This window comes from Chryseobacterium camelliae (genome assembly GCF_002770595.1).
Taxonomy (GTDB): Bacteria; Bacteroidota; Bacteroidia; order Flavobacteriales; family Weeksellaceae; genus Chryseobacterium; species Chryseobacterium camelliae.
On the sequence record NZ_CP022986.1, the window covers coordinates 3,126,158 to 3,141,045 of the forward strand.

Consider the following 14,888-nt stretch of genomic DNA (forward strand, 5'->3'; position numbering starts at 1 on the left):
GCTCTACAAAAAGCAATCAATGAAGTATATACTTTTCATCATACTATTTTTCAGTTTTTCAGCTCAGGCACAGATTGTTAATAAGACAGACAGCAATACGCTGGAAAAGAAACTGGAAGATACTTTGGTGATTGATTCAGGGACAAAAGATTCCCTGAAGATCTTTAAACCTACCATCAATGACTACCTGTACCAGAAACAGTTCGCAGAAAAGAAAGTTTTTGATACGGTAATGACGTTTGATAAAACCTATATTTTTTCACAGTATAATAACAGGGACAATTTCGGCAGGGTGCAGGTTGCCAATATCGGTGCCGGCTTTAATCCCCTGTCTTATGAATTGAATCCGGAACAGAACCTGGCTTTGATGCCCACCAATAAATCATACGGTATTTTAGGAGTGGATGACATCAAGTATTACGATGTAAAAACGCCTACCGCTACCTTTGTGTATCACAATGCCATGAAGAACGGGGCTGCCCTTAAGTCCACATACACCCAGAATATAGGAAAGCGCTTTAATTTCGCCATCGAATACATGGGATTACGTTCGCAGGGAATGTACAGGAACAGCCTTGCAGCCAATAACAATACTTTATTTTCCGGACATTATACTTCAAAGAACGGTAAATATGAATTGTTTGCCCATTATCTCCATCAGAATGTAAACAATCAGGAAAGCGGAGGGATTGCAGTCGACAGCCTGTTCCAGAACGGGAACAGTGATTCCAGGAACAGACAGAATATGCAGGTTAACCTTGCTTCAACAAGCTCACAGTTTTCTTACCGCAGGTATTACCTTACCCATCAGTTTGCACCATTCAATTCAGACAAGATACCATTTAAAATCAGGCATACCATTTCTCATCAGGGAAATAAGTACCATTATACGGAAAATGCTCTCGAACCTTACTGGTTCAATAACGTTTCACAATTAGTAAACCCCGGAGGAGCGTTGCCGGTTAAAAAATATTCGGATAACCTGAGCAATACGGTTAGCCTGGTCTGGGATAATGAGAAATTTAAACTGGATGCAGGACTGCGTTACCAGATGCTGAAGTTCGGCGTTACGGAAATTGCTTTGCCCAACCTTGCCATTCCATCTGAACTTAAAGAAAGCCGTTTGGGAGCTGTTGGAAATCTGCAGATCCGGCTTTTGGATAAGATACAGCTCAATTCTTTCCTCGAAATTTCCAAAGGAAGCCAGTTCGGGAGTTATATCAGGACCACAAACAATTTGTCTTTTGAACCTATCAAAGACTATTTTGTCAATGCAAAGGTGAACTTCCAAAGCGCTTACCCATCCTTCAATTATATCATGAATACATCCAATTACAGGAAATTCAACTATTACCTTCAGGATGCAAAAAACCAGGCGGTTACAGAAATTGGGGGAAGCATAAACCTGAAATGGTTTAAAACCGAATTATTTGCCAATTATTTCAGGATAGATAATTACACCTACTTTGATCAGAATGCCCTTCCGCGTCAAAGTGATAATTCGCTCAACATTTCGCAGATTGGAGGCGATGCAACGGTAAGCTATGGGAAATTCCACCTGAACACAAGATTGCAGTTCCAGAATGTGCTTACCAATAAAAACCTGATGCCTTTACCAGGCTTCATAGGAAGAGCCAATATATTCTACCAGACTAAAGCGTTTAAAAACGCCGCAGAAATCCAGACTGGTATTAAGGTCTATTATTTTTCTAAATTTGCTTCCAGGGAATATTTTCCGATCCTTAACGAATATATTCTTCCTGCTGCAAACTCCTTCTCTATCGGTGGGCAGCCGATTACGGATATCTATTTTAACATGAAGGTCAAGAAAATGTTCTTCTTTATCGAAGGACAGCAGGTAGCCACATTCATTTCGCACAACAAAGCATACGCATTCCCGCATTATCCGGTATATGATTTCAGATTGAACCTCGGAATCGTATGGTATTTGTTCAACTAAAATTTGCAGACGTTGAAAACAATCGATAAAATATCATTTACTGATATAGAAAGCATCCCTCAGCTCGTTAAAGATTTTCTGAACCGGGATATTAAAGGTTTTGAAGACCATACCTTTACGCCGGATGCTGTTAAGAAGCAGATTCGTAAGAAACAGGAATCATTTACTCAGGAACAGAGAGAGGTGCTCTATCAGGCTTTGAAACAACAGCTTTCCGGTACTCATCTGTCTTCTCAACAGGAAGAAAATCTGGATCATTTAAGATCAGCTAATACCTTTACCATTACTACCGGACATCAGCTGAACCTCTTTTCAGGACCTGTATTTTTTGTTTATAAAATTCTTCAGACCATTAAAACCTGTTCTTATCTGAAGTCCTGTTTTCCGGAATTCAATTTTGTTCCGGTATACTGGATGGCTTCTGAAGACCATGATTTTGCTGAAATCAACCATTTCAGGACGGAGAACCATTATTACGAAATCAACGAAAAATCCGGAGGCCCGGTAGGCAGGATTCATGTTAATGATTCTTTTTTTATTTCTGAATTTGAAAAAGAGTTCAGGGATTCCGTTTTCGGCACCGAACTGATTTTGATGCTTAAAGAAGCCTATAAGAACGGGAATACTTTAACGGAGGCAATCAGGATGTTTGTTAACAGGATGTTTGCCGGTTACGGACTAATCAGTATTGACGGAGATTGCAGTATACTCAAGCAACAGGTAAAAGATGTTTTTCAGGACGAGCTCATCAACTTCAGCCTTCAGAAAGCTTCCCGGGATCAAGTTGATCTGCTTTCCGGCCGGTACGGTAAAGTGCAGGTCAATCCGCGTGAAATTAACCTGTTTTATCTTTCCGAAACCAGGGACAGGATAGATTTTGATGGCAATGCCTATTTCGTTGTTGATAAAAACATCAGGTTTACCAGAGAAGAACTGCTGCAGGAGCTTGAGGAGTTTCCGGAGAGATTCAGTCCTAATGCTCTGATGCGTCCCGTTTATCAGGAAAAGGTACTGCCTAACCTGGCGTACATTGGTGGTAATGCAGAAATCATGTACTGGCTGGAGCTCAAAGATTATTTTTCATTGGTAAACCTTCCTTTTCCCATACTCATTCCGAGGAACTCCATGCTTTTTATTAAAGAAAAGACCGTCAGTAAAATAGAAAGGCTCAGCCTGAAACCCGAAAGCTTCTTCCTGAACTTTGCCAAAGTCGTTGAGGATAAAATCCTGGAAAACCAGGACATCCTGAAGATGCTGGAAGATAATGAAACTACGCTAAGAAAACAGTTCTCTGAATTAAAGGCTGTTGCGGAAACTACCGAGAAATCCTTCGGGAATATGGTGCGTGCAGAAGAGGTCCGGCAGCTGAAATCTTTTAGGAGACTGAAAAAACGGCTCCTGCATGCAGAAAAGATAAAGCAGAACGAACTTGTGGAACGATTGGAGAACCTTTTCCTGGAAGTGCATCCTTCAGGTACCTGGCAGGAAAGAGTTTACAACTTCAGTGTGTTCTTTGCCGATTACGGCTATGACTGGCTGCAAAGCTGCCTGGAAGAAATGGTGGTGGAGGAATCAAAACTAATAATTGTTGCCATTTAATTTTAAAGGAGTATTTTTGTACATTATAATTGTCGACTATGATTAAAAGGTTTTTTATTCTGTCCGGTCTTTGTATGGCTTTGGGCCTGTCTGCCCAGAAATCCCATACGGTGGTGAAAGGAGATACTCCTTACAGCATTGCCAGGAGATACGGCATAAGTGTAGATGAATTATTGAAACTGAATCCTAAGCATAAAGATGGCAAACTGGCTATCGGAGATATTTTAACCGTTAAAACGGATACCCATGCAGCGGCGGATAAGAATAAACCGGCCCGCGGAGCGGAGCTGGGAAAGATTACCCTGCAACCTAAACAGACCATCTACGGCATTACAAAACAGTACAGGATTTCCGAGACAGATCTCAGAAAACTGAATCCTGATCTTGATTCCCATATGAAGATTGGAGACGAACTTACCCTGCCTATAGAAAGCATCAGGAAGTATGGTAATATCCAACAGCAGTCAACTCCGGTACAAAAAGCGGAACCAGCTATAGAACCGGCAGCAGCTTCTGCTGACGGAGAAAACTATACCATCCAGGCCAAAGATAATTACTACAGGATATCCAAGCAGTTCAATACTACGAAGCAGGAATTGTTTGCTCTGAATCCCGGACTGGAAGAAAAAGGTCTGAAGCCGGGTGAAACCATAAAAGTAAGGAAAAATACAGCTGCAGAATCCTCTGAGGTTGCCGCCAAGGTAAAAATAGATCAGGACGACAGCAAGTCTTCTGTGGTGGAATCATCATCAGAAACTGCTGCTGCAGACGATTACGTTACTTATACAGTTCAGCATGGAGATACGGTGTTTTCCATTGTGAATAAATTCGGGATTACAATTGATGAGCTGATTGCATTAAATCCGGAATTATCCGGCGGCCTTAAATCCGGCATGGTTTTGAAAATCCGGAAAATGGATCCCGCTTATGTCAAGAAAAATGGTGATGCCCTGAGTGTAGTCCTCATGCTTCCTTTCGGATACAGCACCAATGAAACCCAATACAGGGGGATGGCGACAGATTTCCTGACTGGTGCTAAGCTGGCGATTGAAAGAAATGCGGCCAGCGGCCAGAAACTGGATATCAAAATAGTGGATTCCGGAAACGAAGCATCATTTAAAAGTTCGATGACCCAGATCAACCCTAATAATACAGACCTTATTGTAGGGCCATTCTTCAAATCCAATGTCATTGATGTCCTGGACTTTATTAAAAATCAGAAAATTCCTGTAGTAGCTCCGTTTGCAAACTCTCCGGAACTGTACAATTACAGCAATCTGATCATTGTGGAAACCAATGACAAGACGTATGCCGATAAGATTGTTGATGAAGTAAAGACAGCATATGCCAACCAGAAAATCTATATAGTGGCTGATGCTAAGAAAGAGAATGCCAGTTATATTAAAGCAGGTATTGAAAAAGCAGTGAAAAGCGCTAATGTCATTATTGTGAATTCTCCGGCAGATATCCAGCTGGACCAGAATATGATGACAGGACAATCTGCGCCGGTAATTGCCATATTAGCCAATGATAGTGATGCTGCAGGAGAAGCATTTTCTAACAGGGTCATTGCCCTTTCAAAAGACGTTCAGGGCGTAAAAGCATTCAGCATGTATTACCATCCGAGCTTCGAAAGAAAAGTGGACGACCTCAGCCAGGCTCACCTGGTGTATCTGATGGACAGGAAAATCAATACGGAAGGAAGCTTTGAAAAAGAAATTCTCGCAGCCTATAAAGCCAAATACTGCAAGACACCTCCTAAATATGCCATCATCGGGTTTGATGTGATGAATGATATGCTGACCAGGGAAAACCGTAAAGGGGAGATTTTCCGTCAGATGAATAAAGTTCAGACCCAACTGGCCACAAAATTTGAATTTGTAAAATCCAAAGCGAATGGGGCTTATGTCAATACCGGTTACAGGGTAATCAGGCTTATGCCATAACCCTGATAATAGCATTGGAGAATATTGTTAACATTATAATTATATTTGCATAATATTTTAAATCAATACATGAAAGCACTTGTATTTCCTGGGCAGGGTTCTCAATTCGTGGGAATGGGAAAAGAATTATATGATTCTCGAAAAGACATAAAGGATTTGATGGAATCTGCCAATGAAATTTTAGGTTTCGACATCCTTTCCATTATGTTTAACGGGACGGATGAAGATCTTAAAAGAACAGAGGTTACACAGCCTTCTATTTTTATCCATTCAGTTGCTGCGCTTAAGGCAGTTAACGGCTTGGGAGCTGAAATGGTAGCAGGACACTCTTTAGGGGAGTTCTCCGCACTGGTAGCCAACGGTGTTTTATCTTTTGATGACGGATTGAGGCTGGTATCGGAAAGGGCAAAAGCAATGCAGGATGCCTGCAATGCCAATCCGAGTTCCATGGCCGCTATCCTCGGGCTGGAAGATGCCAAAGTAGAAGAAATTTGCAGCCAGATCGAAGGGATCGTGGTACCGGCAAACTATAACTGCCCCGGACAGCTGGTTATCTCCGGCGAAACATCAGCAGTAGAAGAGGCTTGTGAGAAACTTAAGGAAGCAGGAGCCAAAAGAGCTTTGCTGTTACCGGTAAACGGGGCATTCCATTCGCCGCTTATGCAGCCTGCACAGGAGAAACTGTCTGCAGCGATCGAGAAAACAAAATTCAGAAAGCCTACTATTCCTGTGTATCAGAATATCACTACTACAGCGGTAACCAATCCTGAAGAAATCAAACAAAACCTTATTGCACAGCTTACAGGACCTGTAAAATGGACCCAATCTGTTCAGAACATGATCAAAGACGGAGCCTCTCAGTTTGTGGAAGTAGGTCCTGGAAAAACCCTTCAGGGTCTTATAAAAAAAATTGACAGTTCTGTGAATATGGCTTCTGCAATTTAATCTTATACCCATACCATGAGCAGGATATTTTCACCGGGAAAGCTGATGCTGACTTCAGAATATTTTGCCCTTGATGGAGCTCTTGTCCTGGCCGTACCTACGAAGCTTGGACAAGAGTTTTTTTTTGAAGTAATAGGAGATTGTGAAAGCATGGTTTTCTGGGAAGCACTTCATCAGGGCAATACATGGCTGAAAGCAGTTATTGATTACAAAAACTGGGATATTGCGGAAACCAATATTCCTTCCGCTGCAGAATTCGTCCTGAACACATTAAAGAATGTACAGCAGCTTTCCTCTACCCGATTGAGCGGGGATTCTTCCTATCATATAAAGACCAACCTTCAGTTTCCTTCAGATTATGGCCTCGGCAGCAGTTCAACGTTAATGAATAACCTTGCCGAATGGGCTGCCATCGATCCTTTCCGGTTGAATACCCTAAGCCTGGGTGGAAGCGGTTATGATATTGCCGTGGCAAAAGAGAAATCTGCCGTTCTGTATCAAAGTGTGCCTGAGATAAAATATGATAAGGTGATATTTAATCCGGTATTCAAAGATGATCTCATTTTTATCCACCTGAACCAGAAGCAGGACAGCCGCGAAGCGATCCGCCTGTACCGTTCAAAAATAAAGTCTCCTGAACTTGTCAATGAATTTTCAGATTTGACAAAGAAAATTTTGTTATGCAGAGAATTGGAAAATTTTTCCAGCTTAATGTTGATTCATGAACAAAAAATATCAGATTTCCTTGAAATTCCCACAGTTAAAGAGCGCTTTTTCTCTGATTGTCCGGTATTTGTAAAAAGTCTGGGAGCCTGGGGAGGCGATTTTGTCATGAGCGCAAAATTTGACGGCTTTGAGGACTATTTTTGGGGAAAAGGTTTCACATCCGTTTTTAATTGGAGTGACTTAATTGGCTGAAATTCATAATTTTATAAACCTGTTTTTTTATTTGCCATTCTGACATATATCATTATATTTAAACCATCTTTAACAATTAGTTAATATTAATTTTGTCAGTACCCAAAAAGAAACAGAAAATATAAGTACAATGAAAAACGCTAAAATCATCCGCGATTTAGAAAAATTAGGGATCAGGGGAGACTATGAACTGGTATATAATCCTTCTTATGAAGAGTTGTATCAGGCTGAAGTTTCTTCCGACAATCAGGGCTTTGAGAAGGCTGAACTTACGGAATCTGGTGCAGTATCAGTAAAAACAGGAATTTTCACAGGTCGTTCACCTAAAGACAGATACATTGTTCAGGATGATGTTACAAGAGATACCATTTTCTGGGACGGTAAGGTCAACCTGCCGACAACACCGGAAATTTTCAGCTCCTGTAAAGAACTGGTGTTGAATCAGCTTTCTGATGCAAAGAAAATTTACGTGGTGGATGCATTTTGCGGAACCAATGCAGATACCAGGCTCAAAGTAAGGTTCATCGTAGAGGTTGCCTGGCAGGCCCACTTCGTAACGAATATGTTCATCAGGCCTTCCCATTATGAGCTGGAGCATTTCGGAGAACCGGATTTCACGGTGATCAACGGTTCAAAAGTAACCAATCCTCACTGGGAAGAGCAGGAACTGAATTCTGAAAACTTTATCATGTTCAACCTGACCGAAAAACTTCAGATCATCGGTGGAACGTGGTATGGCGGGGAAATGAAGAAAGGGATGTTTGCCATGATGAACTATTATCTGCCATTGAAAGGCATGGCTTCCATGCACTGTTCTGCCAATGTAGGTGAGGACGGGGATGTAGCGCTTTTCTTCGGCCTTTCGGGAACAGGGAAAACTACCTTGTCTGCAGATCCGAAAAGATACCTGATCGGTGATGACGAACATGGCTGGGACAACAACGGCGTTTTCAATTATGAAGGCGGGTGTTATGCTAAAGTCATTGACTTATCAGCGGAAAAAGAACCGGATATTTTCAGGGCTATTAAGAGGGATGCATTACTGGAAAATGTGGTTGTGAATGACGGTGTTTCAGATTATACCGATGGATCTATTACGGAAAACACCAGGGTTTCCTATCCTATTTACCATATCAATAAAATTGTTCTGCCATCCAAAGCAGGACACGCTAAAAAAATTGTTTACCTTTCTGCGGATGCTTTCGGGGTGTTGCCTCCGGTTTCCATTCTGGATGAAGACCAGGCACAGTATCACTTCCTTTGCGGGTATACGTCCAAACTGGCCGGAACAGAAAGGGGAATAACAGCACCGGAACCGTCTTTCTCACCGGCTTTCGGAGAAGCTTTTCTTACCCTGCACCCTACCATGTATTCCAAGACTTTAATTGGGAAGATGAAAGAGCACGGAGCAAAAGCTTATCTGGTGAATACAGGATGGAACGGTACCGGGAAAAGAATTTCACTGAAGGATACACGGGCGATTATTGATGCTATTATTGACGGTTCTATCGAAGATGCTCCTAAGACAAGAATTCCGATCATGAATCTGGAAATCCCTACTGAGCTCCCTAATGTATCTGAAGGTATTTTAGATCCAAGGCAAACCTATACTGAGGTTGCCGAATGGGAAGAAAAAGCAAAAGACCTTGCTGCGAAATACATTAAGAATTTCGATCAGTACTGCAATACGGAAGAAGGAAAAAGACTGGTGTCTTCAGGTCCTCAGTTACAGAAACAAGCGATCAATTAATATACTAAGCCTCATCACTGATGAGGCTTTTTTTATGGGATCTATTGATCTTTTTTTAAATGATGCTCAGGAATTATCATTTTAACCCCAGGACAGCCAGCCGGTATCCCTCCATTCCGAAACCGGACAAAACCGCATCAGACTGTGCTGCTGTCACAGATTTCTGACGGAACTCCTCTCTTGTATAGATATTGCTGATATGCACTTCGATCTTTTGCTGCCGGATGTTTTTTAAACAGTCCGCAATAGCATATGAATAATGCGTAAATGCCCCCGGATTGATGATAAGGGCATCAAAATCATCCTCCTGAAGCCGATTGATGATCTCCCCCTCAATATTGGACTGGTAATACAGGATATCATAAGAGGTAAATTCACCTCTCAGCCGCTCCAGGTAGTCTTCCATGGATACTGTCCCGTAGATTTCAGGTTCCCGGGTGCCTAAAAGATTGAGATTGGGTCCGTTGACGATAAGGATTTTCATTCCGATGCTTTTTTCAAATATAATCATTTAAATCATGTCAGAAAATGCCAATCCGTTTAATTATGGAATGATATTCTCTAGTTGAATTTTCAGGCTTTTGGTCAGGATTGTAAAACATAAGCCTTACCTTTATATGCATTTCTTCTGCTATGAAACAAGACATCGAAAATAAGCTGATCGGTAAAAATACCAGGCCTACCAGCATGAGGATCCTGATCTACGACTTTCTGAGTTCCCAGCAAGCTGCCTTATCATTGTCTGAAATTGAAAATCACTTTGACCACGCAGACAGGACAACCATTTACAGGACACTAAAGACTTTTGAAGAAAAAGGCATTGTACACGGCATTCAGGAAAATGCCACGACCAAATATAAGCTTTGCCACGACGGCTGCGATGAAAATACCCATAAAGACTGGCACCTTCATTTTTACTGTAAAATCTGCCAGCAGACTACCTGTAAAGAAGATATCTCCTTTCCTGAAAATATGCGCACCGATTTCCGGATTGACGAAATCAGGCTGTTTGCCAAAGGCATCTGTGAAAATTGCCTGGAAAGTTTGCAATAGTATTGCATCTTTTTTCCCTGTAGCTTTGTTTTAAAATTATGCAATATGGAACAATGCTGCAGCACAAAACCAAAAGAGACACACAACCATTCCGAACATACAGGCCATGATCATGATCATGACCATTCTCATGATACTGTCGGGAAATCACCACTTCAGATGTTTATGCCTGCCCTGATTTCCTTCGCGATTCTGCTGTCGGGAATAGCGTTAGATCATTTTTTACATCCTCAATGGTTCTCGGGATGGGTACGGCTGGTCTGGTATCTCATAGCCTATATTCCTGTAGGATTTCCGGTATTGAAAGAAGCTTGGCAAAGCATCAGACACGGTGATGTTTTTTCAGAGTTTTTCCTGATGGGTGTAGCTACCGTAGGCGCCTTTGCCATTGGGGAATACCCGGAAGGCGTTGCTGTAATGTTATTTTATTCTGTAGGGGAAGTCTTCCAGGCCATGGCTGTGACGCGTGCAACCACCAATATAAAATCCCTTTTGGACCAGCGTCCTGATGAAGTGGTGGTCATCAGGGATTCGCGTACACAAATTGTGAAAGCAGAAACGGTACAGGTAGGAGAGATTATCCAGCTGAAATCCGGAGAAAAACTGGGGCTGGATGGGGAGCTCCTTTCGGAAAAAGCATCCTTCAATACCTCTGCCCTGACCGGGGAAAGCAAGCCCGACACCAAAACAAAAGGAGAGGCAGTTCTGGCAGGAATGATTAATCTTAACACGGTCAGCCAGGTTAGGGTTACTGCTGCTTATCAAGACAGTAAATTAAGCAAGATCCTGGAACTCGTACAGAACGCTACCGCTCAGAAAGCACCTACAGAACTTTTTATCAGGAAGTTTGCTAAAATATACACGCCGATTGTCGTCTTCCTGGCTGTAGCCATTACTTTTCTGCCCTATTTCTTTGTGACGGAGTACATATTCAGGGACTGGCTGTACAGGGCATTGGTATTCCTTGTTATTTCATGTCCGTGTGCGCTGGTGATTTCGATTCCGTTAGGATATTTCGGTGGAATAGGAGCCGGGAGCCGGAACGGTATCCTGATCAAGGGAAGCAGCTTCCTGGACAGGCTTGCCACCATTCAGGATGTGGTCATGGATAAAACAGGAACGCTGACGGAAGGGGTTTTCAAAGTACAGTCTGCCAATTTTACGGAAGGAACCGATGCTGCCGAAATAGTGAAGATGGTGAATATCCTCGAGAGTAAGAGTACACATCCTGTGGCTACGGCAATCCATCAGTATGCGGGAGAAACAGACCACTCCATTGTTCCGGAGGAGGTGGAAGAAATAGCAGGATACGGTATGAAAGCTAAGATTAACGGAAAAGATCTGTTGGTAGGGAACTTCAGGCTGATGGATAAGTTCGGGATCCCTTATCATATCGATGGGCAGAATGAAGCCTATACGCTGATTGCAGTAGCTTATGATCATCATTTTGCCGGCTATTTTACGATTGCAGATACGGTTAAACCTGATGCCAAAACAGCCATTGATCAGCTGAAGGCTCTAAAGATCAGGCCCACAATGCTCAGCGGAGATAAATCTTCAGTCGTCAGGCATGTCGCCACCGAACTGGGTATCACCAATGCATTTGGAGACCTTCTACCGGAGGATAAAGTGAATAAAGTAAAAGAAATCAAATCTGGTAACAGAAGTGTTGCTTTCGTTGGAGATGGGGTAAATGATGCTCCGGTAGTCGCCTTGAGCGATGTGGGGATTGCTATGGGCGGATTAGGGAGTGATGCGACCATAGAAACGGCAGATATCGTTATCCAGGATGATAAACCCGGGAAAATTCCTATGGCCATTGCCATTGGGAAGCAGACAAAAAAAATTGTCTGGCAGAATATTACCCTGGCATTTGTTGTGAAAGCCGTTGTGCTGATCCTGGGAGCCGGGGGAATCGCCAATATGTGGGAAGCCGTATTTGCAGATGTAGGTGTGGCATTGCTGGCAATTGTGAATGCCGTACGCATCCAGAGGATGGATTTTAAAGCATCATAAGTACATACTTAACATACTACGGGAATAACAGGATAGCCCTTATATATTAAAGCCATCCTGTTATTGCTTTTTAGATGTAACCAGCTATACTGACTTTCATCATAACAGGACTTCAGAGTGTTTCAAATGTGTATCTTTGTCAGAGATAAGACCGGTTTGAAATATATCATTTCCATATTCATTATTTTTATGATCGCAGTACGTCCTGTACTGCCGCTGGTGAATTATGCCGTGAATTATGATTATATTGCCAAGAACCTTTGTGAAAACAGAGCGGTTCCGCAATCTACCTGCAAAGGGAAATGCTATCTGGAAAAAGAACTGTCCAAAACGGAAAAACAGTCCGGGAACATTCAGGTACTGAAAATCTCCGTTCCGGATCATTTCCTTGCCCATGATATCCTTTCTGTGGTCAATCTTGGATTTTGTGCAGACAGACACCATCAGAATTTTCCTTATTCTGATTCATATGCCCGCGAACACAGTTCCGGTATTTTCCGTCCTCCTTTAAGCTGAATCTTATATTCCGGACTTTGAATGATTAGCTTTTAACCTTGCTTTTACATCTTGAGCACTGTTAAATATTCTTTAAGATCCGGGTTAAATACAAGTATACCTGTTCGGAATCAGTATTATTTAATTACCTTTAACAATGAAAAAACATATTTTTCTGACGCTTCTGACGTCAGTATCATTATATGCCTGTGCTCAGGAGGCGCCCAAAGTAAAACATAAAAAAACCGTGACCCTGTCTGCGCAGGAGCTTAAGAATATAAAAGTTGTCAATGCCGAAGATCCGGTATGCCATATGAAAACGGCCGAATTCCTTAAAGATACAGCCGTTTATAAACATAAAACGTACGGTTTTTGCAGTGCTTCGTGCAAAGAAGAATTTAAAAAAAGCCCCGCTAAATATGTCAGCAAGTAAAAAGAAAGCCAGTAATGCCAAAAATAAGATCATCATTCCTCTGGTGGTTTTTGCACTGCTGTTTGTCGGAATCGGGGTTGGCATGAGTTATTTCAGGAACAGCTTATATACCGTGATGAAAGTGCCGGATTTTGAACTGACGGACCAGAACAGTAAAAAGGTCACTCCGAAAGATATGTTGGGGAAAGTATACCTTGTTGAGTTTTTTTACAGCCGCTGTCCTACCATCTGCCCGGTCATGAACAGCAATATGAAGTTCATTAACAATGAGATTAAAAATCCGGATTTCGGGATTCTTTCCATAAGCATAGATCCGGATCATGATACTCCGGAAACCCTGCGCCAGCACGCCGCGGGCCTGGGAGTTCATTCCCCGGACTGGCGTTTCCTTACCGGCGACAGGGCGTATATCGGAAAACTGGCAGATCAGTTCAATATTTATGTCGGTGACCAGGAAGATCAGGCGGAAAGCCTAAATCACAGCGGAATGATTGCGCTGGTCGACCGTGAAGGCAACATCCGCTGCCGGTATAATAAAGATCATATGCCGATCCTCTATTACTCTGGCCTGAATTATGCCGATGCCGATGGGAAAACACCCGATTTGCGTGGGAAATACCATCCTGACCGTGAAAAGCTGATCGAGGATATTAGAAAATTACTTCAGTAACAATATGAACCATTAAAAAAGAATAGTATGAAAATTTTAAAAGTAGCCGCTTTAAGTGCGGTTTTTGCAGCCCAGTTTGCGATGGCGCAATTCAAGCAGACTCCATTGCCGTATGCTTATGATGCTTTGGAAGGATCCGTAGATGCCAAGACGATGGAAATTCACTACACCAAGCATGCAGCAGGGTATGTTACCAACCTGAACAAAGCGATTGCAGGGACCCCTCAGGAAAAACAGACGTTGGTGCAGATCCTCTCAGGAGTATCTAAGCTGAGCCCTGCGGTACGGAATAATGCAGGCGGACACTATAACCACGAATTGTTCTGGACGATTCTTACCCCTGAGAAAAATACCCAGCCATCTGCTCAGCTGATGAAGGCCATTACGGCTACATTCGGAAGCATGGATGTATTAAAGGAGAAAATGAGCAAAGCGGGAGCAGACCGTTTCGGTTCAGGATGGGCATGGCTTTCGGTGGATAAAGGCGGTAAGCTGTTCGTGTCTTCCACACCTAATCAGGATAATCCTCTGATGGATGTCGTGGAAGAGAAGGGGACACCGATCTTAGGAATTGACGTTTGGGAGCATGCGTACTACCTGAAATATCAGAATAAAAGAGCGGATTACCTTACAGCCATCTGGAACATCATCAACTGGAAGGAAGTGAGCAAAAGGTATGAAGATGCCCTGATGAAAAAATAATTCATGAAAATATTTTGCAGCATATTCCTCATTTTCTACATGGTGTTCAGGCCTCTGATCCCCCTGGCGGAATATGCTGTAAATTATACCTATATTGCTGAGGTTCTCTGCATCAACAAAGCCAAACCGGAACTTCGCTGTAACGGAAAATGCTACCTGAGTAAGGAACTGGCGAAAAACAGTGATGCTCCTTCACCTCTTGATAAAGTCAAAAGTTCAGGACAGAAAATCCTGGATACCTATCTTCTTCCCAATATTGCTGTAGTCCAGCAGATATCAGCGTTTTCTTCTGAATTTATCATGTACCCCTACCGGAAAGCATACGCCTTCCTTTTTCTTTATTCTATCTTCAGACCTCCGGTTTTTTAGTTGTATTTTAAAATTATAAGATTGCCGGCAAA

14 protein-coding genes are annotated in these 14,888 nt (G+C 42.4%); 13 read left to right on the forward strand and 1 reads right to left on the reverse strand.

Annotated features, from left to right (window positions below; all coding sequences use genetic code 11):
- Window positions 1–19 precede the first annotated feature (19 nt).
- The 6 genes from CGB83_RS14445 to pckA all read left to right on the forward strand — a co-directional run bounded on the left by CGB83_RS14445 (window position 20) and on the right by pckA (window position 9,118).
- Complete coding sequence (locus CGB83_RS14445) at window positions 20–1,960, forward strand: putative porin (RefSeq protein ID WP_100077607.1); 1,941 nt, start codon at window positions 20–22, stop codon at window positions 1,958–1,960.
- Between the two features lie 12 nt (window positions 1,961–1,972).
- Entirely contained in the window at window positions 1,973–3,559 is a 1,587-nt protein-coding gene (gene bshC, locus CGB83_RS14450) for a bacillithiol biosynthesis cysteine-adding enzyme BshC (RefSeq protein WP_100076441.1), read from the forward strand.
- 38 nt (window positions 3,560–3,597) lie between these two features.
- On the forward strand, window positions 3,598–5,505 hold the full coding sequence (locus CGB83_RS14455) for an amino acid ABC transporter substrate-binding protein (protein WP_100076442.1): 1,908 nt from the start codon (window positions 3,598–3,600) through the stop codon (window positions 5,503–5,505).
- Between the two features lie 69 nt (window positions 5,506–5,574).
- Window positions 5,575–6,450 carry an ACP S-malonyltransferase gene (gene fabD / locus CGB83_RS14460; RefSeq protein ID WP_100076443.1) on the forward strand — a complete coding sequence of 292 codons (876 nt, stop codon included), beginning with the start codon at window positions 5,575–5,577 and terminating at the stop codon, window positions 6,448–6,450.
- 15 nt (window positions 6,451–6,465) lie between these two features.
- Window positions 6,466–7,368: a GYDIA family GHMP kinase gene (locus tag CGB83_RS14465; protein ID WP_100076444.1), complete on the forward strand. Its 903-nt coding sequence runs from the start codon at window positions 6,466–6,468 to the stop codon at window positions 7,366–7,368.
- A gap of 130 nt (window positions 7,369–7,498) precedes the next feature.
- Window positions 7,499–9,118, forward strand: coding sequence for a phosphoenolpyruvate carboxykinase (ATP) (pckA, locus tag CGB83_RS14470; protein WP_100076445.1), 1,620 nt, complete (start codon window positions 7,499–7,501; stop codon window positions 9,116–9,118).
- Between the two features lie 76 nt (window positions 9,119–9,194).
- Here the strand turns inward: pckA and CGB83_RS14475 are convergent, their stop codons facing one another.
- On the reverse strand, window positions 9,195–9,602 hold the full coding sequence (locus CGB83_RS14475; RefSeq protein WP_100077608.1) for a type II 3-dehydroquinate dehydratase: 408 nt from the start codon (window positions 9,600–9,602) through the stop codon (window positions 9,195–9,197).
- A 149-nt stretch (window positions 9,603–9,751) separates the two neighbouring features.
- On the opposite strand from CGB83_RS14475, the gene CGB83_RS14480 reads away from it, so the two are divergent.
- The 7 genes from CGB83_RS14480 (at window position 9,752) to CGB83_RS14510 (ending at window position 14,856) form a co-directional block, all read left to right on the forward strand.
- Complete coding sequence (locus tag CGB83_RS14480; protein WP_100076446.1) at window positions 9,752–10,171, forward strand: Fur family transcriptional regulator; 420 nt, start codon at window positions 9,752–9,754, stop codon at window positions 10,169–10,171.
- A 45-nt stretch (window positions 10,172–10,216) separates the two neighbouring features.
- Window positions 10,217–12,187, forward strand: a complete 1,971-nt coding sequence (locus CGB83_RS14485) for a heavy metal translocating P-type ATPase (protein ID WP_100076447.1) — start codon at window positions 10,217–10,219, stop codon at window positions 12,185–12,187.
- Between the two features lie 189 nt (window positions 12,188–12,376).
- On the forward strand, window positions 12,377–12,703 hold the full coding sequence (locus CGB83_RS14490) for a hypothetical protein (protein ID WP_228419950.1): 327 nt from the start codon (window positions 12,377–12,379) through the stop codon (window positions 12,701–12,703).
- Window positions 12,704–12,839: 136 nt separating this feature from the next.
- Window positions 12,840–13,115, forward strand: a complete 276-nt coding sequence (locus CGB83_RS14495; RefSeq protein WP_100076449.1) for a YHS domain-containing protein — start codon at window positions 12,840–12,842, stop codon at window positions 13,113–13,115.
- Window positions 13,102–13,785 (forward strand): SCO family protein, encoded by a 684-nt coding sequence (locus CGB83_RS14500; RefSeq protein ID WP_100076450.1) that lies wholly within the window; start codon window positions 13,102–13,104, stop codon window positions 13,783–13,785. Before CGB83_RS14495 ends, CGB83_RS14500 begins: the two co-directional genes overlap by 14 nt.
- 27 nt (window positions 13,786–13,812) lie before the next feature.
- Window positions 13,813–14,487: a superoxide dismutase gene (locus CGB83_RS14505; protein ID WP_100076451.1), complete on the forward strand. Its 675-nt coding sequence runs from the start codon at window positions 13,813–13,815 to the stop codon at window positions 14,485–14,487.
- A gap of 3 nt (window positions 14,488–14,490) precedes the next feature.
- Window positions 14,491–14,856: a hypothetical protein gene (locus CGB83_RS14510; protein WP_100076452.1), complete on the forward strand. Its 366-nt coding sequence runs from the start codon at window positions 14,491–14,493 to the stop codon at window positions 14,854–14,856.
- Window positions 14,857–14,888: the final 32 nt, after the last annotated feature.